Origin of the sequence: Actinosynnema sp. NPDC023794, assembly GCF_040639675.1 — a bacterium.
GTDB classification, from domain to species: domain Bacteria; phylum Actinomycetota; class Actinomycetes; order Mycobacteriales; family Pseudonocardiaceae; genus Actinosynnema; species Actinosynnema luteola.
In genome coordinates this window covers 1-21760 of sequence record NZ_JBFAFR010000056.1, presented here as the reverse complement: position 1 = coordinate 21760, position 21760 = coordinate 1, and the positions used below count along the sequence as shown (strand labels likewise).

Sequence of the window (21760 nt, the reverse complement as noted above, 5' to 3'; positions counted from 1 at the left end):
CCTGCTGCGGACCCGCGGCACCACCGTCAGCAGCAGCGCCATCGTCAGCAGGAGACGGCTGCTCCGCCGAATTGAAAGCTGGTGCCGGACGGCACGTCAGGAACGCGCCCGCGTTCGCCGGTCGCGGGGTGGTTGTTGACCTGAGCCCGCGGCAAGGAGTCGGCCCAACCCACACATCCGCGGATCGAGACGGGGTGGCGGTCCACTTCGTCGACCCGCGCGCAGCCCGTGGCAGCGCGGCACCCGGCCCCCACGCCCCGGTTCAGCCATCGAGTAAGCAGTTCCACCTTGACCGACGCGAGATGGAAACGACCAGCGCTCCCCGCTCCTCGAACTCGGCCGCAAGGTAACGGCTGTACCAGTGGACGAAGTTCTTGCTGATCGCGTAAGCCAGTCCGGGTTTCAGCTTTCGGCCGGCAATGTTGACGGTGCCGGTTGCGTTTATGCGGGCAATGCGTTCAGCCGTACCCATGTGCGGACTGATTCCAGCGGCGTGGACCACTGCGCGAACATGGCTACCTTCGGACTCCGCGCGCTGGAACAGTTGCTCGACGGATGCCTTGTCGGTGATGTCGCAAACCACGCCGAGTGCTTCGACCCCGGCCATGGCCAGCTCGCGCGCCGCGTCATCGAGGCGAGTCCGGTCGAGGTCGGCCAACACGATTCGGTGGTCATGACCCATGAGCCTTGCCGTTGCCAGTCCCATGCCGCCGGTCCCGCCGGTGATGATCGCAGTGGGTGTGCAGTCGACACGTTGATCCTCGCCGTTGAGGACGGGTTCGGAGATGCAGCGCATCCTGAGTCCAACCGCGCCGTCGCCGGCCAGTCGACCGGGGTGGAGCTACCCGATCCGGTTATGCCCGCCCAGCGGTTGCGCGTCGTTCTCGCGACGGTGATCGATCCGAGGACACCTCGGCCTCGGCACTACTCGCACGGTCGTCGACGGGGTGTGCTGTCCCGCAGGACGACGTTCGTGGAGACCGGTACGACCCGCGAGACGTCGTCGTCGGTCAGCGCGATCTCCATCGCACGCCGGCCTACCTCCCGCAGTGGCACGGTCACGGAGGTCAGCGCCGGGACGACGTCCACCGCCGGGCCGATGTCGCCGAAGCCGGCGACGGCGATGTCCCGGCCTGGGACCAGCCCGGCGTCGCGGAAGGCGGTCATCGCACCGATCGCCATGACGTCGTTGACCGCCACGACGACTTCCGTGTCGCCCAGGCCCTGCCGGGCGAGTTCGCGACCGGCGGCATGACCGCCTCGGCGGCTGAACTCGGCTTCGACCACGAACCGCTCCTCGACGCCGATGCCGAACTCGCGGAGGCCGTCCACGAAGCCTTCGCTCCGGTCGCGGGACGTCCGGAGCGCGACCTGCGCGCGGACGACCGCGAACCGCCGGTAGCCCAGCCCGACCAGCGCGCGGGCGAGCTGCCGCGCACCTCCGTAGTTGTCGATGCTCACGGTGCAGAACGGCAGGTCGTACTGGCTGATCAGGACGACGCTCCCGCCCGCCCTCCGGTAGGCGTCGAGCTCTTCGACCAGGGCGGCGCGGGTGTCGGTGCCCTCGATGCGGCTGCTGGCCAGGATGATGACGCGGGGCCGCATCCCGCGCAGCGTCCTGACGATCTGGAGTTCCCGTTCCGGGGAACGGTCGGCGACCGCCATGGTCACGATGAGCCCGGCGGCCTCCGCCGCCTGCGTCACCCCACCCGCGACGGCGGAGAAGTACGGGTCGTCGACGCCGCTGACGACCAACGCGGCGGTGTTCGTCGCTCCCCGCGCGATCGCCTGCGCGGACAGGTGCGGCGTGTAGTCCAGCTCGGCGGCGGCGGCGAGCACCCGGGCGACGTTCTCCTGGCGGACGTTCCGGATGCTGCCGTTGAGCACGCGCGACGCCGTTGCCTGTGAGACGCCCGCCGTCCGCGCCACATCGTGCAGGGTCGCCTGGCGTTCCGCCGACGCGGCAGCACCGTGCTGCCGCGGAGGCACCGCCGACCCGTCTTCCATGCCCGAATTGTGCCCCGAGCCGCACAGCGCCTTGGAGTCGGTGCGACTACGGAAGTCACTCCAGGGTGAGCCGCCCTCGTACAGCGGAATGCGATTTCCCATGTCAGGCGGTGCTGCCCGGCGTCGCCTGCCCACGATCGCCACGGCCACGCCGGGCAGGCGGTCCGCCGTGGACACCTTCCGATAGCGTCGACGGCGGCGCGTTTCGCGGTACGGGAGGGAACGGCACTGTGCCCCATCCAGCCAGACCGACCGTCACCCTGCGCGAGGTGGCGGCGGCCGCCGGCGTGTCGGTCTCGACCGCGTCACGAGTCCTGGGCGGCAGCTCCCGGACCGTCGCGCCGGAGTACCAGCGGCGGGTCCTCGCCGCCGCGGCCGAGCTGCGCTACACCGCGGACGCCTCGGCCCGGTCGATGCGCCGCGCGAACGACTCGATCGCGGTCGTCGCCGACGACCTCACCACACCGTCGATCGGGATCACCGTCGCGGCGATGGAACGGCAGGCGCGTGACACCGGCGCGTTCGTCACCGTCTCGTCGACCCACGGCACCGTCGAGCGCCAGCTCGAGAACGTCCGGTTGCAGCGCGCGCTCCGGCCTCGGGCGCTCATCCTGACCTCCAGCCGCATCGAGGCGAACGCCCTGGACGGGCGTCTGCTCGGCGAGCTGCTCGGCTACGAACGCGAAGGCGGCCGGGTGGTGATCGTCGGCGACACCGACATGCCGTTCAGCTCCATCAGCTTCGACAACCACGGCTCCGCCGAGGAACTCGCCGCCCACGTCGCCGGGTCGGGGCACCGGCACGTCACGATCCTCGCGGGTGTGCGCGGGCGCGGGAACGTCGCCGCCCGCACCGCGGGTTTCGTGGCCGGGCTCCGCGACGGCGGCGTCGACGAGCGCCACATCAGGATCTCGCACTGCGCGGTGAGCCGCCAAGGGGGCTTCGACGCGACGCGGCGACTGCTCGCCAGGGGAGTGGCACGGACCGACGCGGTGCTCGCCGCCAACGACACCATCGCCATCGGCGCGATGTCCGCCCTCCGGGCCGCCGGCGTGGCGGTTCCGGCTGACGTCTCGGTGACCGGCTTCGACGACATCGAGCTCGCGACCGACGTGACACCCCGGCTGACGACCGTGTCGCTGCCGCTGGCGCAGGCGGGAGCCGAGGCGGTCCGCCTCGCGCTCGCGGCCCACCCGGAGGTCGAGCACCTGACCATGCGCGGGCAGGTCGTCGTACGCGACAGCACGGCGGTCCGCGCCGGCTGACCACGACGGGCGCACCGACGCCAACGCGTTCACGTGCTCGGAACCTTGACGCACTCAGCCGACCACATGCACACTTCGCGGAATACGTTTTCCCAGTCAGCCTGAGGGGCGAGCGTGAGCACTCCCTGCTCCAGCGGTTGCTCAACAGCGCCGACGACGCGCGGCGAGCCTGGCGACCAGGGCCGCCCTGTCGCCGCCGCTCTGTCCCCGGTCCGTCTCCTGCCCTGTTCCCGCGCACCCGCCGGTGCATCCCTGCCCTGGACGAGCCCGCCCGCGCCCTGAGCCGTCACGCCCCGTTGCCGCCCGAGGGGAACACAACCACCACGAGGAGAAGAGGCATCAGTGATCGCCCACCGTCGAACCGCGTCGAGAACGCTCGCCACCGCGTTAGTCGCGTTGGCCGTCGTGTTCCTCTCGATCGCACTCGTCCCAGCGGGACCGGCCAACGCCGCCAACTCCACGTACTACGTCAGCGCGACCGGGAACGACACCAACGCCGGGACCAGCAGCGACGCGCCCTGGCGCACGCTGGGCAAGGTGAACTCGACGAGCTTCCAGCCCGGCGACACCGTCCGCTTCCGGGCGGGTGACAGCTGGGTCGGGCAGCTGTGGCCGAAGGGTTCCGGCACCGACGGCGCCCCGATCGCCATCGACCGCTACGGGGACGGCGCCAAGCCGAAGCTCGTCGGTCAGGGCGCCGTCAACGAGGTGGTGCGGCTGTTCAACCAGGAGTACTGGGAGATCCGCAACCTCGACGTGTCGAACGCGAAGCCCGCGACGGGGACGCCCGGCGCGAACCTCGGCGACTTCCGCGGCATCGGGGTGCACGGCGACAACGGCCGGACGCTGCGCCACTTCGTGGTCGACTCGGTCGACGTGCACGACGTGACGGGCGAGGTCAAGTGGATCGGCGGCGACCCCGCGGACAACTCGCCGGGTGTCACCTGGAAGACCGGCTGGGACCGGTCCAAGAACACCGGCGGCATCGTCTTCACCACCACCGTGCCCAACGTCGCCGCGCCCGGCAACCCGACCGTGCTCACCGGCATCACCGTGCAGAACTCCACGATCAGGAACACGTCGTTCGCGGGTGTCACCGTGAAGCAGTACACCGGTGACGCGCCGGGAGCCGTCCGCACGGGCTGGGGCACGCGCCGGACGGCCGACGACACCCTCTTCCGGCCGCACACGAACGTCACGATCCGCGGCAACTACATCACGCAGGCGAACACCGCCTTCGGCGGCAACGGCGTCTACCTCACCAACGTGCGGGACGGGCTCGTCGAACGCAACGTAATCGACCGGGTCGGTGTGTCCGGCGTCGAGACCTACTACGCCGACCGCGTCACCGTCCAGCACAACGAGGTCATGGGCACCCGACACGCACAGGGCAGTGCCGACGCGAACGGCATGGATCCCGACGTGGGCACCACCAACCAGCTGTTCCAGTACAACTACCTGCACGACAACGGTGACGGCATCCTGCTCTGCGGGTGCAACTCCGCGGCCAAGTTCGGCAGCGCGGTGATCCGCTACAACGTCGTGACCGGCAGCAAGCGGTGGAACCTCCACATGTGGCAGGAGTCCGGCACGGTGGCCTCCGTCTACCACAACGTCTTCTACAGCACCGACGCGCCGAACATGGTCAGCGGCAACAACTCCGGCCGGGCCACGCTGACCAACAACCTGTTCGCGTCGGGACGGTCCAACGCCGTCTTCCTGCAACAACCGAGCCTCACCTACAGCAACAACGGGTACTCGTCGAACCTCACGACCCGGCCCGCGTCCGACTCCACGCGCGTGGTGGGCGACCCGAGGTTCGTGAACCCCGCCGTCACAGGACCCTACGGCGACGAGAACGGGCCGAGGCTCGACACGGCGGCGAACTTCGCGCTCCAGGCCGGGTCGGTGTTCGTCGACGCCGGGGCCACCGTCACCGGCAGCGGCGGCCGCGACTTCGCCGGGACGCCCGTGCCGTCCGGGGGCCGACCGGACATCGGCGCGTTCGAGCGCGGCGGAACGGTGCCCGGCATCTCGTTCGCGGACTCGTTCGACGGCATGGCGACCGGCGTGCTCGCCGACGGGGCGAACGGGTGGCGGGTCGTCTCGACCGGGAACGAGGTCCGCGTGGTGGACACGCCTTCCGCCGCCGACAAGAGCGTCCGGCTCAACCGCACGACCGACGGCGGCGGCACCGACGGGACCAACCTCGCCCGGGTCTTCGGCACCCCGTTGCAGGGCGTGGTCACGATCGAGGCGCAGGTGATGCGCAACGACACGCAAGCGGGCTGGTTCGGGCTGCCCTACGTGTACAACGCCGGCGGCACCCAGGCCGTCAGCGTCGCGTTGGCCCGCGGTCAGATCCACGCGTACGAGGGAGGGACGAGCCGGGTGATCGGCACGTACACCCCCGGCCAGTGGTATCGGATCACGCTCGGCGTCGACACGGTGAACCAGCGGTTCACCCTGGACGTCGACGGTCGGCGGGTGCTGACCGATGCCGCGTTCCGCACCTCGATGCCGGGGATCGGGAAGATCGCGTGGTACGCGAACGCGGCCGAGCGCGGGTCGGTGCACGTCGACGACGTGCGGATCGTCAGCGGTCCCGGAACCGCCACCTGACGGTCTGAGGGCGGTGCGGCTCTGCCAGGTCGTTCCGGCCCGGCGGAGCCGCACCCGTGCTTCCAACCGGTAGGACGGGTCGGCACGTGCGGGGAGACTGTCGATCAGGTCGTCGAACGCGGGTCAACCCGCCGTGCCGCACCCGCACGTGGTGTCCGCCTGCGGCCGGGGACGGCGGTCGCGGGCGGTTCGGCCGTCGACTCCCGCCAAATGATCCGGAACAGGGATTCCTCGTCGGCCTCGGGCTCGGTGCCGCGCAGACCCGCGATCAGCTTGGCCATGGCCTTGGCGCCGAGCCGTTCGAGGTCCACGTCGACCGTGGTCAGGGACGGGGTCATGAACTGCCCCATGTCGTTGTTGTCCCACCCGGTCACGCTGATGTCGCCCGGCACGTCCCAGCCGCGTTCCCGGACGCCCCGGACGACGCCGGCGGCGACGACGTCGTTGGCCGCGATCACCGCGGTCGGTCGGGCCCGATCCGGGAGCGACCGGATCGCCTGGATGCCGGACTCACCGGACCAGTCACCGTCGAAGACACCGACGGACTCGAGCCCGAGGCGTTCGACCGTCTCCAGGTAGCTCTGCTTGCGCGCCCTCGCGGAGGCGAACTGGGCGTCACCGGCCACGTGCAGGAAGCGTGAGTGGCCGAGCGACGCCAAGTGCTCGATCACGCGCACCACGGGTGTGGCGTCGGCCAGGTCCCCGATGCCGCGCATCTCGTCGTCGAAGTCGGCCGAGATCACCACGGTCGTCCTGTGGTGCAGCTGGTTCTGCACCGACGGGAGCACGGGTGCGAGGGACAGGATGCCCTCGAACTGCCCCGAGTCGGCGAGTTCCAGCAGGCGTTCGCTCCTCGCCCGCACGCCGCCCCCGGCGCTCACGACGTCCACGAAGTACCCCGCGGCATCCGCCGTCGCGCCGGCGCCGGCCAGCATGCGTGCCGGGTTGAACGCCATGGCGGGCATGAGGATCGTCAGCCGGCCGGTCTTCCGCGTGCGCATGGACCGGGCCACCAGGTTGGGGCGGTAGTCCAGCTCGCGGATCGCGTTCTCCACGCGTTCCACGGTCGCGGGCTTCAGCCCGCCCTCGAACCGCAGGAACCGCGACACCGTCTGGGGTGACACACCGGCGAGTCGCGCCACATCTGTGATCGTCGGCCGTCGTCGCGCCGTGTCAGCGCCAGCCATCCACTCCACCCCGCCCCTTCGCCCACGTCCCCGTGACGCCCGAGAGTACACACCCTTGACGCAAAAAGTGATCGTTCACTATTGTCCTCGCAACCTACAAAGTGAACGATCACTTTTCGGGCCGCGCGAGCCCCGGGACGGGCCCACGTCACGCACCGTGTGTCGATGCCGCCACTCAAGGGAGCACTGCCGTGAGCTCCATCAACGAACTACGCCGGCTGCGCGGGTCCCAGCGGGGTGCGCGGCAGCAGAACAAGGCGGCGTTCCTCTTCCTGCTGCCCTGGTTCGTCGGGCTGTTCGGGATCACGGTCGGCCCGATGCTGGCCTCGCTCTACCTCAGCTTCACCGACTACAACCTGTTGCAGCCGCCGGAACTCAACGGACTCGACAACTGGACGCGCATGCTCCACGACGAGCGCCTGCACAAGTCGCTCGGGGTGACGTTCACCTACGTCCTGGTTTCCATCCCGTTGCAGCTCGCGCTCGCCCTGGGACTCGCCCTGCTGCTGGACAAGGGAGTGCGCGGTCTCGGCTTCTACCGCTCGGTGTTCTACCTGCCGTCACTGATCGGCGGCAGCGTCGCGATCGCCGTGCTGTGGCGCACGGTCTTCGGGACCGACGGCCTGGTCAACGACGCGCTGGCGCTCATCGGCATCCAGGGGCAGGGCTGGATCTCCGAGCCGGGAACGGCGCTGTCGACCCTCGTCGTCCTGAACGTCTGGACCTTCGGCTCGCCCATGGTGATCTTCCTCGCCGGGCTGCGGCAGATCCCGACCGCGCTCTACGAGGCCGCCGCCGTCGACGGCGCGAACCGCCGGCGGCAATTCCTCAGCATCACCCTCCCGCTGCTGACGCCCATCATCTTCTTCAACCTGGTGCTGCAGGTCATCCACGCCTTCCAGACGTTCACCCAGGCGTTCGTGGTCTCCGGCGGCACCGGCGGGCCGGCCGACTCCACCCTCTTCTACTCGCTGTACCTGTACCAGCGCGGGTTCGGCCACTTCGACATGGGTTACGCGTCCGCGCTCGCGTGGCTCCTGCTGCTCGTCGTCGCGGTCTTCACCGCGATCAACTTCTGGGCCTCGAAGTACTGGGTGTTCTACGATGACTGATCGCGCCGTGACCGCGCCCCGCTCGCTGCCCGTCGACCGCATCCACGCGGTGCGCCGGGCCAAGCGTCGGGCGCGCACCCTCCTCAAGCACTTCCTGCTGGCCCTCTGCGCGCTGACGATGCTGTACCCCGTCCTGTGGATGGTGGTCAGCTCCCTGCGCCCCAAGAGCGAGATCTTCCGCACCCCGGGGCTCGTCCTGACGGACTTGCGGGTCGAGAACTACGTCAACGGGTGGAACGCCTACGCCGAACCGTTCGGTCACTACATGATCAACTCGGTGATCGTCGTGATCGGCGCGATCCTCGGGAACCTCGTCGCCTGCTCCATGGCCGCGTACGCGTTCGCCCGGCTCGAGTTCCGCGCGAAGCGGGTGTGGTTCGCCGTCATGCTCATCACGATCATGCTGCCGATCCACGTGATCATCGTGCCGCAGTACGTCCTGTTCTCCGAACTCGACTGGGTCAACACGTTCCTGCCCCTGATCGTGCCCAAGTTCCTGGCGACCGACGCCTTCTTCATCTTCCTCATGGTGCAGTTCATCCGCGGCATCCCGCGCGAGCTCGACGAGGCCGCCCGGATCGACGGCGCCGGGCACGCGCGGATCTTCCTCGACATCATCCTGCCGCTGATGGTCCCGGCGCTGGCGACGACCGCGATCTTCACCTTCATCTGGACCTGGAACGACTTCTACTCCCAGCTCATCTACCTCACCGACCCGGACATGTACACCACCCCCCTTGCGCTGCGCGCCTTCGTGGACCAGCAGACCGAAACCGACTGGGGCTCGGTGTTCGCCATGAGCGTGGTGTCGATCATTCCCGTCTTCCTCGTCTTCCTCGCCGGGCAGCGGTTCCTGCTACGGGGAATCGCGACCACCGGCGGCAAGTGACTGTTCTGACACCGACGTCGGACAAGGAGAACCACATGATGATCAACCCCATCGGACGCGTCATGGTCGGAGCGGTCGCCGCGCTCGCACTCGTGCTGACCGCCTGCTCGGGAGGTGGCAGCGCAGGCTCCGACCCCGAGCTCAGCGACAAGCCCGTCACCATCCGTGTCACCTGGTGGGGAGCGGACACCCGCGCCAAGCTCACCAACGAGGCCATCGCCGCGTTCCAGCAGAAGCACCCCAACATCAAGGTCGAAGGGCAGTACAAGGACTGGGCGGGCTACTGGGACGCGCTCGCAACGACGACTGCGGCCAGGGACTCGGCGGACGTCGTCCAGATGGACGAGCTCTACCTCGCGTCGTACGCCGATCGCGGAGCGCTGTACGACCTCGGCAAGGTCAAGAAGATCGTCGACACCTCCCAGTTCGACGACGAGGCCCTGGCCACCGGGCAGGTCGGGGGAACGCAGTACGCCCTTCCGATCGGCGTCGGCGTGCTGGCCGTCGTCGTGAACGCCGACCTGTTCAAGAAGTACGGCGTGGAACTCCCCGACGACAAGACGTGGACGTGGGACGACTACGCCCGGATCGCGAAAGAGCTGACGACCAAGAGCGGCGGCGAGATCCGCGGTGTCGGCGGCGCACCCGGCTTCGACGCCGGCAGCCTCAAGTACTGGGCCCGTCAGGACGGCGGCAACCTCTTCGACGAGGACGGCAACGTCTCGCTCAAGCCGCAGTCGCTCGTGAAGATGTGGGAGTACGGCCTGGAACTGATCTCGACCGAGGCCGGCGTCAGCGCCTCGACGATGGTCGAGGACCAGACCGCCGGTTTCACCGCGGGCAGCTTCGCCACCGGCAAGGCGGCCATCGGAACGATCTACAACACCCAGATCACCGCGCTGCAGAAGGCGGCAGGCGCCGATCTGCGGCTGCTCCAGCAGCCTCACGTCGAGGGCGCCGACGCGGACTTCTTCAAGCCGTCGATGTACTGGGCGGTCTCGAGCCAGAGCGAACACCCGGCCGAGGCCGCAGCCTTCGTCGACTTCATGCTCAACGAGCAGGAGGCCGCCGACATCCTCAAGACGGAGCGCGGAATCCCCGCGAACAAGGCGATCCGCGCGCACGTCGAGGCCGGCCTCACGGGAAACGACAAGGCGGCGGTCGAGTACATGAACGCGGTGACACCGGGCGAGGCTCCGGTCGTGACCCCCAACGGCGGCAGCGGCATCGAGCCGATGCTGCAGCGCTACACCCAGGAGGTGTACTTCGACAAGACCTCGCCCGAAGCCGCCGCGGAGGCCTTCATCAAGGAACTCCAGCGCGAAGTCGACGCCGCCAAGTAGCCGCTCCTCAGGGACCGTTGCGGCGGCCCTGGGCAGTCCCGTCGGGAACGAAGAGAGAGACGACCCATGCCCAGCCCACGGCCGCCGTACCGGGTGGCCATCATCGGCACCGGTGGGATAGCCCATGCTCACGCCGCGGCCCTCTCCGAACTACCCGGACGCGCTCGGCTGGTCGCGGTCGCCGACGTCGACCGGGAACGCGCCGCCGAGTTCGGGGGCCGGTTCTCCGTGCCGCGGGTCTTCGACGACCCGGAGGCGCTGCTGGAGAGCCGGAAGCTCGACCTGGTGCACATCTGCACGCCACCGCACACCCACGCTGCCCTGGCTGCCGCGGTGATGCGGGCCGGTGCCGCCGCGTTGGTGGAGAAGCCGACGGCGTTGAGCCTGCGCGAGATGGACCACTTGGCCGAGGTGCAGGAGCAGACCGGCGCCAAGGTTCTGACCGTCTTCCAACACCGCTACGGCGCGGCGGCGGTGCGCCTCCGCCGGCTCGTCCGGGACGGTGCGCTGGGCCGGCCGCTGGTCGCCACCTGCGAGACCCTGTGGTACCGGTCCGACGAGTACTTCGACGTGCCGTGGCGGGGGCGCTGGGAGGTCGAGGGAGGCGGCCCGACGATGGGGCACGGCATCCACCAGTTCGACTTGATGTTGTCGGTCCTGGGCCCCTGGTCCGTGATCAGCGCGCTCGCCGACCGCAGGGCACGGCCGACTGACACCGAGGACGTCTCGGTGGCCGCGGTCCGGTTCGCCAACGGCGCCCTCGCCACGGTGGTCAACTCCCTGCTGTCCCCTCGTGAGACGTCGCGCCTGCGCTTCGACTTCGAGCACGCCACGGTGGAGCTCGAACACCTGTACGGCTACCGCGAAGGGCACTGGCGGTTCACGACGGCACCCGGCCACGACGAGCTCTCTGCGCTCTGGACCCCCGGTGACGAGCCGGACGTCGACAGTGGTCACCGACTCCAGATCGAGGCGATCTTCGACGCCTGGGACACCGGGCAGGAGCCCGGTGTGTCCCTGGAGGACGCGCGACGCACGTTGGAGTTCGCCGCCGCGACGTACGCCTCGGCCTTCCGCGACGCCCGCGTCACCGCCGGCGAACTGATCGGGGACGACCCGTTCACGCTCAGCATGGACGGCGGCGCCGTGCCGTGGGAACGGGTCAAGGAGGCACTGGCATGAACGAGCTCCGGGTCCGGCACGACCTCGGCGTCTCGGTCGCGGTCCGCGACGGCGACGGCGACGTCGAACTGTTCCGCTACGTGTACTGCCCGGACACGGTCCAGTTGGAGTCCCCCAAGCCCTACATCCACCCGTTGCGCACCCGCGCCGGCAACGTGGTCAGCCTGTTCCGCCCACACGACCACGTGTGGCACAAGGGCATCGCCTGGTCCCTGCCCCACGTCGGTGAGGAGAACTTCTGGGGCGGTCCCACGTACGTCCACGGGAGCTTCTACGTGCAGCTCGACAACAACGGAACCCAGGCCCACCGCCGCACCGTCGCCCTGGACCGGTCCGGCGGAACCGCGACGTTCACCCACGACCTGGACTGGACGACCCAGGCCGGCGAGCTGTTCTTCACGGAACGCAGGACCCTGCGGGCGAGCCTGATCGGCCTGCGGGCTTGGGCGCTGGAGTTCGACACCCGGATGACGAACGTCTCCGGGGCGGCCGTGGCCATCGGATCGCCGACCACCAAGGGGCGGGAGAACGCCGGTTACGGCGGCCTGTTCTGGCGGGGACCGCGATCGTTCACCGGCGGGCAGTTCGTGAGCGCGGAAGGAACCGGCGGCGACGAGGTCCGGGGGAAGCGCATGGAGTGGCTGGCTTTCGCGGGCCGCCAGGACGGGACGGCCGCGCAGTCACTCGTGCTCATGGTGGACGACACGGCCAACCCGAACCACCCACCGCAGTGGTTCGCCCGCACCGAAGAGTTCGCGTGCCTCAACCCCGCACCGTTCTTCAGCGAGGAACTGACCGTCGAACACGGCGCCACCGCGCGGTTCCGCTACGGCGTGGGCATTGCCGACGCCGACCCGGGCGCGGCTGCCGAACTCGCGGACGCCGTTCGCCGGCTGCTCGGGCGGTCCGGCACACCGGGCGATGCCGAGCGACCCACACCTCATGCCGGCAAGGAGAACCGACGATGACATCGGTCGCGGTTCCGGTCGGCCCGTCGCCGCCATCGCCGCGGGGCAGGAGCTTCCGGTCGCAAACGGATCGAAGCGTGGGGACCTGCGTGCCATCACCGATTAGCACAACGCCTTCATCCGTCGGTGGAGCGCTTGCGCCGGCGCAGGCAGCCGCCCGCCGGCGGAGTAGCGACAACACGGGGGTTCGCCGACACCCAAGCGTGGTGTGCCCCAACGCATGCACCCGGCTCATTGTCCCAATTGGCGGCGCCCGAAGGGTGCCCTGGAATGTCGACGGTCGAGGGTCCGCACAAACCAGACGGCAGCTTGACCGTCTTCGTCAGACCGTTCTATCGTAAGCTGGGTAAGCGCTTTCCGTGATCTGTACAACACCGCTTTCTCTGCCGTCAGGCCCCGTACCGCCGCACTCACGCCGCCGCGATCGTGTGCCACAGAGAGGAAGTACCCGTGCTTTCAAAGGCAAGAAGGTTGAAAGTAGTTCTGCTGGCCATCGTGCTGGCGGCTGTCCCATCCGTGTCCGGCGTGACGAGCCAGGCGTCGGCCGACACCATGGCGCAGCTGAACGCTTCACAGATCGTCGCCGACATGGGCGCCGGCTGGAACCTGGGCAACCAGCTCGAAGCCAACATCGACGGATACCCCGGTGAGACGGCGTGGGGTCAGCCGACCATCACGCAAGCTCTCATCGACCGGGTGCAGGCGGCGGGGTTCAAGACGATCCGGATACCGGTCTCCTACCTGCGCAACATCGGACCCGGGCCGAACTACACGATCAACTCCGCCTGGCTGAACAGGATCCAGGGGGTCGTCGACTACGCCTACAACCGGGGCATGTACGTCCTGATCAACATGCACGGCGACGGCTACAAGACCATCGCGCACTCCTGGCTGATCTGCGACTCGTCCTCCCAGGCGACGATCAAGGACAAGTACCAGAAGGTCTGGCAGCAGATCGCCACCAGGTTCCAGAACTACGATCAGCGGCTGATCCTGGAATCCATGAACGAGAACTTCGACGGGCAGTTCGGCCGCCCCACCCAACCGTGCTACTCGAACATCAACAGCTACAACCAGATCTTCGTCGACACCGTGCGCAGGGCCGGCGGGAACAACGGCTCGCGGTGGCTGCTCGTCCCCGGCTGGAACACCAACATCGAGTACACCGCGGGGAACTACGGTTTCGTGCTCCCGACCGACCAGTACCGGTCAGCCTCCATCCCCGCCAATGAGCGGCGGATCATGATCTCGGTCCACTACTACGACCCGTGGGACTTCGCCGGCGAGGAGAGCGGCACCATCACGCAGTGGGGACGGGCGGCGACCAACCCGGCCAAGCGGTCGAGCTGGGGTCAGGAGGACTACCTGGACGCGCAGATGAAGAAGATGCACGACAGGTTCGTCGTGAACGGGTACCCGGTGGTCGTCGGCGAGTACGGCGCGATCGACAAGTCGTCGTCGGACTCGTCGAACGGCCGGTACCGAGCGGACTACGCGCGTGCCGTCGTCGCGACCGCCAAGAAGTACGGAGCGGCCACCGTCTACTGGGACAACGGCCACAACGGGCAGTACGGGTTCGGGCTGATCGACCGGGGCTCCCGCACGGTGACCCAACAGGGCCTGATCAACGCCATCATGAGCGGCCTCGGCAGCAACCCGAACCCGAGCCAGCCGACGGCCGGCACCTACAAGATCAAGAACTCGGCGACGGGCACCTACCTCGACTCGGACGGCAACGGCGCGGTCATCCTGGCCGCCGCCAGCACCTACGACGACCAGGACTGGGTCCTCGCCCAGACCACGTCCGGCGCCTGGACGATCCGCAACGCCCGCACCGGACGGTTCAACCTGGCCGCCGCCGCCAACAACACCGTCATCTGGAACACCGGCGGCGTCGCCGCCGACGCGCTCTGGACCCTGGAGCCGGTCGCGTCCGGAGGCTTCCGCGTCAACAACCAGAACACCGGCAGCGAGTACCTGTACGCGGCGTCGGCCGGCCAAGTGCGGTGGAACACCGGCTCCACCGACGCCAGCACGGTCTGGATCTTCGAACGCAAGTAGCCGGCGAAGCGGACAGGAGGACTTCCATGCATGCCGACCATCGGCGAGCTCGCCGACGTCTCCGGCCCACGGCGGTCCTCTCCGTCGTGGCGGCGGCAATCGCCCTCGTCGCCCCCACGGCGGAAGCCGCAGCCGGCGTTCTCATCGACGAGACGTTCGGCGCTCAGACCTCCCCGGCGAACTTCGGCTTCCCCACCGGAGCCGCGGTGACCAACGGGGTCCTGAACGTCACCAGCGGAATGAGGAACTACACGACCTCGGTCAAGGGGTTCGACGCGGCCATCGTCGGTGAGCGAACCCTCGACCTGGCCTTCGACTGGAGAACGGCGGTCGCCGGCAGCGGGCACAAGACGGGTGTCGAGCTGCGTGACAGCCAGGGCAACCTCGTGTTCTCGCTCGCCGCCACCGCCGCCGAACTCCGGTACGGCCTGGCCGGCCCGGTGTCCGACTCGGCGTCCGCACCGGACTCGCTCAACCCGTCCTGGACCAGGATCGCCTACGACCGCGCCAAGTGGCACACGGTGAACCTGCACCTCGACTTCACGCTGCGGAGAGTGCAGTACACGATCACCACCAAGGAGGCCGCCGCGCGGGTCATGGCCTCCGGCACGGCGAGCGTCACCGGTACGAACCTCGCGAAGCTCGTCGCCTGCAACTACTACGGAACCGGTGTCCAGTCCATCGACAACTTCCGCCTCAGCGCGCCGGCGAACGCGGCGAACGGGCAGCTGAGGGGCAGGACGATGTACGCGTTCGGCGACAGCATCGTCCACGGCCACACCTACGCGCGCAGCTTCGTGAACCTCACGGCCGAGCGCGAACTCATGAACCTGACCAAGTACGCCGTGAACGGCGCCGCGATCGGCCCTGCCGGCAACCAGATCACCACGCAGGTGAGGGGGGCCGCCTCGCAGTCGCCCGACTACGTGGTGTTCAACGGCGGCACCAACGACGCCGAGCTCGTCTACGACAACCGGTACAGGGTCGGCACGACGGCCGCCGGCTTCGATCCCGCCACCTTCGACAAGACGACGTACGCAGGCTCGCTCGAGACCACCATCCACACCATGCGGGCCAAATGGCCGACCGCGCGGATCGTCTACGTCGCCGCCCACAAGCTCGGCTCCCGCGACTGGAACACACAACTCGCGATCCGCTCGGTGACTCTCCAGATCGGCAGCAAGTGGGGCATCAGGGTCGCGGACGTCTTCAACGACACCACCCTGGACACCCGCATCGACAGCCACCGGGTGGCTTACACGTTCAACGGCCTGGTCAACGGCTATCCAGGAACCGGCGGCACCGGCACACATCCGAACATCGCCGGTATCACCGCCTTCTACGTCCCGGTGCTCACCGACGCACTGACCCGACCGTGACGGCGTTCCTCGGCCGATGACACCCTGGGGCGCGCGTGCCAGGGTGTCATCGTCGAACTGGGCCTATAGCGCCGCACGCCTGGTGGTGGAGGTCGTCCAACGTCCGCAAGTGCCGTACTTCACCGTGCTGCGCAGAAGATGGGGCGTCGACTCGCCCAACACCCGTAGGTCGGAAACGGCTGCCAGGACAACGGGCTCACGTGGCTTGAGCGGCATGTCATGATCTTGGATCGTGGTTGATCGGTTGTCGTTGCGGTTGGCGCCGGGTGAGTCGTGGACTTGGCGCAGTCGTTGCCCGGTTGCGGGCCGCCACACGGTGCGCCGGTTGAGCCTGGCGGCACGAACGAACGGCGGACGCGACGCGGTGACGGTCGAGCTCACGCGGACGCCGTACGTCGTCTGACCGCCCGTCACCGTGCCGGGTCCACGGTGACCAGCACGCTCACCTGCCCGCACCAGGGGGAGTGGGGATGTCCCGGATCTCACCGGGCGAGCGCCCGAACGGGAACGCCGCGCGAGCCCACGACGTGCCGCGGGGAAGCCCGCCCGCCGGCGGTCCGGCCGTGCTGCTGTGAGGGTCACCCGGTGGTGACGGTGAAACCCTGCTGGTTGCCGTAGTCGACCAGCGCCTTCTGCCACGCTTCGAGGCCCGGCGCGAGGTCGGTGTTCTCCTTGTAGGACTTGCCGACGGTGTCGCCGAAGATGCTGTTGGCGTAGAGCTGGTACGGCAGGTAGCTCCAGCCCGGCGCGACCTCGCCGGCGGCGGCGGTGAGCACCTGGTTGATCTTCTGCCCGCCGAAGTACGGCGACTCCACGTCCTTGAACGACGGTGCGTCCAGGTCGGCCTTGGTGGCGGGGAAGCCGCCGCTGTCCAGGAACGGCTTGATGCCGTTGCCGTGGTTGAGCCAGCGCACGAAGGCCGCCGCGAGCGCGGGGTTGGCGCTCTGCTTGAGCACCGCCTGGGTGCTGCCGCCGTGTTCGGCGGTGACCGGCTTGCCGTCGTAGGTGGGCATGGGCGCGACGGCCCACTTGCCCGCGCCGTCGGGCACCGAGGACTGCAGGATGCCCGGCGTCCACGCGCCGTACGGGAGCGTGGCGATCGTGCCGTCGGCCAGCGCCCGGTACCAGGCGTCGGTCCAGCCGGCCATCGGGGCGATCAGCTCGCCCTCGACGAGCTGGTTCCAGGTCGAGACCCACTTCTTGGTGCCCTCGTCCTGGAGGTTGATCTTCACGGACTTGCCGTCGGTGGTGAACGGCCGGCCGCCTGCCTGCCAGATCATGCTGGTGGCGAAGCCCGCGTCACCGACGTCGGAGGTGATGTACTTGGTCGGGTCCGCCGCGTGGAGCTTCTCGGCCGCGTCGACGTACTCGTCCCAGGTCCTGGGCACGGCGATGCCGTACTGGTCGAAGATCTGCTTGTTGTAGAACAGGGCCATCGGCCCGGAGTCCTGGGGCACGCCGTACAGGACACCGCCGACCTTCACCGCGTTCCAGGTGGACGGGGTGAACTCCTTCTCGAAGGCGCCGAAGCCGTACTGGTCGAGGGGGACCAGCGAGCCGGGCAGGGCGAACTGCGGCAGCGTCTGGTACTCGATCTGGGCGACGTCGGGCGCGCCGGAGCCCGCCTTGATCGCGTTCTGGAGCTTGACGTACTGGTCGTTGCCGCTGCCCGCGTTGACGTAGTTGACCTTGATGTTGGGGAACTCCCGCTGGAACGCCTCGACCTGCGCCTTGGCCGACGGGGTCCAGCTCCAGTAGGTGATCTCGCCGCCTTCGCGCAGCGCCGCGTCGACGGCCTCCTGCGTGCCGGTGGCCCCGTTCGGCGTCGCGCCGTCGCCGCCGGAGGTGCAGCCGGACAGCACGGTGACGAGCACGGCGGCCAAGGCGGCGGCGACTTTCCGGGGACGCCTGGTGGGTGACATGTGGTGTCCTTTCGCGGCGGGCGTGGGAACTGCGCGGTGACGTGGGGCTCGGCGGGCGGGCCTACTGCTTGACGCTGCCCGCGCCCAGCCCCGACTGCCAGAAGCGTTGGAGCAGCAGGAACGCCACGACGAGCGGAGTGATGGTGATGAGCGAGCCGGTGATCACCAGGTGGTAGACCGGCTGGGCGCCCGCGCCGTTGGCCTGCGCGCTCCACTGGTTGAGGCCTACGGTCAGCGGGTACCAGTCCGGCTCGCTGAGCATGATCAGCGGCAGGAAGTAGTTGTTCCAGGTGGACACGACCGCGAAGAGGGCGACCGTGACGATGCCGGGCGCCAGCAGCCGGAGCGTGACGGTGAGGAAGATCCGGACCTCGCCCGCGCCGTCGATGCGGGCGGCCTCCAGCAGCTCGTCCGGCACCGCCTCGGTGGCGTAGACCCAGATCAGGTAGAGGCCGAACGGGCTGACCAGCGACGGGATGATGATCGCCCACGGCGTGTTGGTCAGACCCAGGTTGCTGAACATCAGGAACGTCGGCACGGCCAGCACGGTGCCGGGGATCGCGATCGCGCCGAGCAGGACCGCGAACACCGCGGTGCGACCGCGGAACCGGTACTTGGCCAGGCCGTAGCCGGCGGCGGTCGCCAGAGCGGTCGCGCCACCCGCTCCCAGGATGACGTAGAGCAGGGTGTTGCCCAGCCAGCGCAGGAAGATGCCGTCGTTGTAGGTGAAGGTTTCGACGATGTTGTCGAACAGCGCGAACGTGCCGCCGAAAGCCAGCCCCGGCGTGGTGAACAGCGCCTGCTGGGACTTGGTGGCGTTGATCAGCAGCCACGCGAGCGGTAGCAGGGTGTAGACCAGGTACACGGTCATGACGACGGTCAGCGTGACCGACTTGCGGGGCTTGAGGAACGAACCTGCGGTTGCCACGGAGGTCACGTGTCCTTCCGCGCGCCGCGCAGTTGCACGACGTAGGCGATGATGGCGGTGATGACGCCCATGACGATCGCGACGGCGGCCGCGTAGTCGTACTGCTGGCCGCCGAACGACAGGTGGTAGGCGTAGATGTTGGGCGTGAACGACGTGGTGATCACGTTCGGCACGAGCGTCCGCAGGACGTTGGGCTCGTTGAACAGCTGGAAGCTGCCGATGATCGAGAAGATCGTGGCGATCACCAGCGCGCCGCGGATCGCGGGCAGCTTGATGCCCAGGATCGTCCGGAACGCGCCCGCGCCGTCGATGGCCGCCGCCTCGTACCGGTCGCGCGGCACCACCTTGAGCGCCGAGTAGAGGATCAGCATGTTGTAGCCGACGAACTCCCAGGTCACGATGTTGCCGATCGAGGCGAGGACCCAGTCGTCCGACAGCGGTCGGACGACCGCCCGACCGAACAGGTCGTTGAGGTCGGCGGCCAGGCCGAAGTTGTCGCCGTAGATGAATCCCCACATCAGGGACGCCACCACGGCGGGCACGGCGTACGGCAGGAAGATCACGACCCGGAACATCCCGGCGGCGTGCAACCGGGCGCTGTCGATGGCCAGCGCCGCGACCAGCGCGAGCAGCAGCATGACCGGGACCTGGACCACCAGGAACAGCAGCACGCGCCCGAACGCCGACCAGAACTTGTCGTCGCCCAGCGCGGCGACGTAGTTGTCCAGCCCGACGAACGTGGTGCCGCCGAAGAACGCCTGTTCGCGGAACAGGCTCAACCACACGGCGTAGGCGATCGGCGCGAGGAACACCAGGGCGAACACGGCCAGGAACGGCGCGACGAACAGCCAACCCCTCCGCTCGACCCGTTTGCGACCGGAGGGGCCTGCCCGCGGCGATGGCGGCGACGCGCCGACCGGGGCCGAGACCGATGTCATCGTCCGTTCTCCTTGCTGACATGAGGTGCGGGTCGCTCGGCAGCGCTCGGTGCGCCGGTCCCCGGTCCGGCACCCGGCACGGCCCAGGCCGAGAATCCGGCCGGGTGGTCCAACGCACCCGGCCGGATCGTCCCTGCGACATCAGCGGTGACGCGATGAACGCCGTAGCCGGGCGTCCGATCGCGAGCTGCGAGCACGATTCCGCGGTGGGGGTCTGCCCGGTCAGCGCAGGTAGCCGACCAGGGGCAGGTTGCGTTCGCGGACTCCCTGGACGACCAGTTCCGCCATCTTCCCGGCGCCGTACTCGGAGAAGTGCGTGTTGTCGTTGACCCCGTCCACCGACTCGCGCAGGAAGAGCTGGGCGGAGTTGGTCGGGCCCATCGACTCCACGAGTGCTTCGCTCTTGGCGGTCAGGTCGATCACCGGCACGGTGAGCGAGGAGCCGAGGTTGCGCATCTCGGCCGGCAGGTTGACGCCCAGGCCGTTGACGTGCAGGGCGGTGGAGTTGAGCTGGGTGCCGCTGAACTGCCGCCGCACCGGTGGCGTGACGAGCACCGGGACGCCGCCCTTCTCCCGCACCTGGTTGATCATCGAGGTGAGGTTGTTCCGGAAGGCGGACGCCGACGTGGACTTGTCGTTGTGCCCGAACTGGATCAGGACCAGGTCGTTCCGCTTGATCAGCGGCTTCATCGTGGGGAACAGCGCCGAGTTGTTCAGGAAGCTGCCGGAGCTCTCGCCGGAATCGCCGTAGTTGGCGACGACCGCGCCGGCGGTCACGTGTTTGGGCAAGAGCTGTCCCCAGCCGGTGTACGGGGCGGTGAACTGGTCGCACGTGGTGGAGTCGCCGGCCAGGTACACGGCCAGCGGGGCGGTCGCGGGCTGGACGGTCAGGCCGGAGAGCCTGGGAGCCGTGCCGGCGAAGGTGATGGTCAGCCCCGGGGTGCCCGTGCCGCCCTGGCCGGTCGGCTGCCCCTCGGGCTGGCGCACGTTGATCGTGAAGACGTGCTGGGTGATCGTGCCGGCCGCGGTGTCGACCGCCGACAGGACGCGCCGCCGGGCTTCCACCGACATCGAGGTGTTGCCCGCCGACGTGCGGTCGCCGATCCACGCGGTCACCGTGTAGTTGCCGGGGGAGACGTTGAACTGGCACTTGATCGGAGAGGTGCCGGTGCACTCCGCGGGCCGGCCGGGCGGCGAGCCGTCGCCGACCTCCAGCTCGACGTGGTCCACGTTGGGCAGACCACTGGCTCCCGTCGGGTTGAGCCGGACGGTGTTGCCGCCCGAGTTCACCTGCACGGACAGGGTTTTCGTCACCCAGGTGTCCCACGAGCCCGCGGGCTCGAACGACACCGACTGGGTCGTGAGGCCGTTGACCACCAGGTCGGCGGGACGTGCGCCGGTGCCGCCGTTGGCGAACCGGACGCTGAGCGTCGCGGTACCCGCCGACGGTGCGTCGACGGTGAACTGGGCTGCCGCGCCGACCGCGTTGCGCCCGTCGCAGAACCCGCTGCCGGAGTAGCCGGTGTGGTTGGTCGCGATGGTCCCGTCGCAGGTGGCGGGCGCGGCTTCGACCTCGTAGCGGGTGGGCGCGGCGGACGCGACCGGGGTCACGACGACGGCGGCGCCGGGCACGGCGGATACCAGGCCGGCGAGCAGCAGCGCGGCGCGTTGTCTGAGGGATAGCACGATGAACTCCAATGCTGTAGTCGAACCACCGAAGGCGTCGCGGGCCCGACCGGCTTGCACCGGGTAGGGCCGGCCGCCCTGCCACCTGGTCAGACGCTGCGGCGGGTGAAGCGCTGGTTGAGGCTGCCGGCGTTGTAGGTGTAGAGGGCGATGCGGGCGCCGTCGGTGGTCAGGTACTCCCAGACGTCGAGGGCCAGGCCGGATTCCCGGTTGACGAGGCTGATCGCGTTGCTGCCGTGGTCGACCACGCGCCATTGCTGGCCGGTGGCGG

The 21760-nt window shown here is 69.0% G+C and carries 17 protein-coding genes; 9 read left to right on the top strand and 8 right to left on the bottom strand.

Annotation, left to right across the window (positions count from 1 at the left end):
* Positions 1-262: 262 nt before the first annotated feature.
* Together AB0H12_RS43535 and AB0H12_RS43530 are read right to left on the bottom strand one after the other, a co-directional pair.
* Entirely contained in the window at positions 263-796 is a 534-nt protein-coding gene (locus AB0H12_RS43535) for an SDR family NAD(P)-dependent oxidoreductase (RefSeq protein ID WP_499632142.1), read from the bottom strand.
* Positions 797-924: 128 nt separating this feature from the next.
* Positions 925-2007 (bottom strand): LacI family DNA-binding transcriptional regulator, encoded by a 1083-nt coding sequence (locus AB0H12_RS43530; protein ID WP_499632139.1) that lies wholly within the window; start codon positions 2005-2007, stop codon positions 925-927.
* A gap of 269 nt (positions 2008-2276) precedes the next feature.
* Between AB0H12_RS43530 and AB0H12_RS43525 the strand changes: the two genes are divergently transcribed.
* Positions 2277-3272, top strand: a complete 996-nt coding sequence (locus AB0H12_RS43525; protein WP_499632136.1) for a LacI family DNA-binding transcriptional regulator — start codon at positions 2277-2279, stop codon at positions 3270-3272.
* 342 nt (positions 3273-3614) lie between these two features.
* Positions 3615-5894, top strand: coding sequence for a right-handed parallel beta-helix repeat-containing protein (locus AB0H12_RS43520; protein WP_499632134.1), 2280 nt, complete (start codon positions 3615-3617; stop codon positions 5892-5894).
* 104 nt (positions 5895-5998) lie between these two features.
* Here the strand turns inward: AB0H12_RS43520 and AB0H12_RS43515 are convergent, their stop codons facing one another.
* On the bottom strand, positions 5999-7036 hold the full coding sequence (locus AB0H12_RS43515; RefSeq protein WP_499632131.1) for a LacI family DNA-binding transcriptional regulator: 1038 nt from the start codon (positions 7034-7036) through the stop codon (positions 5999-6001).
* 236 nt (positions 7037-7272) lie between these two features.
* On the opposite strand from AB0H12_RS43515, the gene AB0H12_RS43510 reads away from it, so the two are divergent.
* The 7 genes from AB0H12_RS43510 (at position 7273) to AB0H12_RS43480 (ending at position 16015) form a co-directional block, all read left to right on the top strand.
* Positions 7273-8193, top strand: coding sequence for a carbohydrate ABC transporter permease (locus AB0H12_RS43510; RefSeq protein WP_499632128.1), 921 nt, complete (start codon positions 7273-7275; stop codon positions 8191-8193).
* Entirely contained in the window at positions 8186-9082 is an 897-nt protein-coding gene (locus tag AB0H12_RS43505) for a carbohydrate ABC transporter permease (protein ID WP_499632125.1), read from the top strand. The genes AB0H12_RS43510 and AB0H12_RS43505 overlap by 8 nt, the downstream gene beginning before the upstream one ends.
* Positions 9083-9117: 35 nt before the next feature.
* On the top strand, positions 9118-10425 hold the full coding sequence (locus AB0H12_RS43500; protein WP_499632122.1) for an ABC transporter substrate-binding protein: 1308 nt from the start codon (positions 9118-9120) through the stop codon (positions 10423-10425).
* A gap of 66 nt (positions 10426-10491) precedes the next feature.
* Positions 10492-11607 carry a Gfo/Idh/MocA family protein gene (locus AB0H12_RS43495; protein WP_499632118.1) on the top strand — a complete coding sequence of 372 codons (1116 nt, stop codon included), beginning with the start codon at positions 10492-10494 and terminating at the stop codon, positions 11605-11607.
* Positions 11604-12575, top strand: coding sequence for a DUF6807 domain-containing protein (locus tag AB0H12_RS43490; protein WP_499632115.1), 972 nt, complete (start codon positions 11604-11606; stop codon positions 12573-12575). Before AB0H12_RS43495 ends, AB0H12_RS43490 begins: the two co-directional genes overlap by 4 nt.
* Before the next feature lie 471 nt (positions 12576-13046).
* A complete protein-coding gene (locus AB0H12_RS43485; RefSeq protein ID WP_499632113.1) occupies positions 13047-14636 on the top strand; it encodes a cellulase family glycosylhydrolase in 1590 nt (529 codons plus the stop codon).
* Between the two features lie 86 nt (positions 14637-14722).
* A complete protein-coding gene (locus AB0H12_RS43480; RefSeq protein WP_499632111.1) occupies positions 14723-16015 on the top strand; it encodes an SGNH/GDSL hydrolase family protein in 1293 nt (430 codons plus the stop codon).
* A gap of 578 nt (positions 16016-16593) precedes the next feature.
* On the opposite strand, the gene AB0H12_RS43475 is transcribed toward AB0H12_RS43480, so the two are convergent.
* From AB0H12_RS43475 to AB0H12_RS43455, 5 genes are all read right to left on the bottom strand, one after another.
* Complete coding sequence (locus AB0H12_RS43475) at positions 16594-17937, bottom strand: ABC transporter substrate-binding protein (RefSeq protein ID WP_499632108.1); 1344 nt, start codon at positions 17935-17937, stop codon at positions 16594-16596.
* 61 nt (positions 17938-17998) lie between these two features.
* Entirely contained in the window at positions 17999-18808 is an 810-nt protein-coding gene (locus tag AB0H12_RS43470; RefSeq protein WP_499632155.1) for a carbohydrate ABC transporter permease, read from the bottom strand.
* A 62-nt stretch (positions 18809-18870) separates the two neighbouring features.
* A complete protein-coding gene (locus AB0H12_RS43465) occupies positions 18871-19803 on the bottom strand; it encodes a carbohydrate ABC transporter permease (protein WP_499632106.1) in 933 nt (310 codons plus the stop codon).
* Positions 19804-20025: 222 nt separating this feature from the next.
* Positions 20026-21489 carry a GDSL-type esterase/lipase family protein gene (locus AB0H12_RS43460; RefSeq protein WP_499632103.1) on the bottom strand — a complete coding sequence of 488 codons (1464 nt, stop codon included), beginning with the start codon at positions 21487-21489 and terminating at the stop codon, positions 20026-20028.
* Positions 21490-21578: 89 nt separating this feature from the next.
* Positions 21579-21760, bottom strand: a 182-nt coding sequence (locus AB0H12_RS43455; RefSeq protein WP_499632100.1) for an RICIN domain-containing protein, incomplete at its 5' end; no start/stop codon positions are given.

Excerpts from the sequence above, each read along its gene's own strand:
- AB0H12_RS43535 (WP_499632142.1), bottom strand. The coding sequence starts at position 796 with ATGCGCTGCATCTCCGAACCCGTCCTCAACGGCGAGGATCAACGTGTC.
- AB0H12_RS43530 (WP_499632139.1), bottom strand. The coding sequence starts at position 2,007 with ATGGAAGACGGGTCGGCGGTGCCTCCGCGGCAGCACGGTGCTGCCGCG.
- AB0H12_RS43505 (WP_499632125.1), top strand. The coding sequence starts at position 8,186 with ATGACTGATCGCGCCGTGACCGCGCCCCGCTCGCTGCCCGTCGACCGC.
- AB0H12_RS43500 (WP_499632122.1), top strand. The coding sequence starts at position 9,118 with ATGATGATCAACCCCATCGGACGCGTCATGGTCGGAGCGGTCGCCGCG.
- AB0H12_RS43495 (WP_499632118.1), top strand. The coding sequence starts at position 10,492 with ATGCCCAGCCCACGGCCGCCGTACCGGGTGGCCATCATCGGCACCGGT.
- AB0H12_RS43490 (WP_499632115.1), top strand. The coding sequence starts at position 11,604 with ATGAACGAGCTCCGGGTCCGGCACGACCTCGGCGTCTCGGTCGCGGTC.
- AB0H12_RS43475 (WP_499632108.1), bottom strand. The coding sequence starts at position 17,937 with ATGTCACCCACCAGGCGTCCCCGGAAAGTCGCCGCCGCCTTGGCCGCC.
- AB0H12_RS43470 (WP_499632155.1), bottom strand. The coding sequence starts at position 18,808 with ATGACCGTGTACCTGGTCTACACCCTGCTACCGCTCGCGTGGCTGCTG.
- AB0H12_RS43465 (WP_499632106.1), bottom strand. The coding sequence starts at position 19,803 with ATGACATCGGTCTCGGCCCCGGTCGGCGCGTCGCCGCCATCGCCGCGG.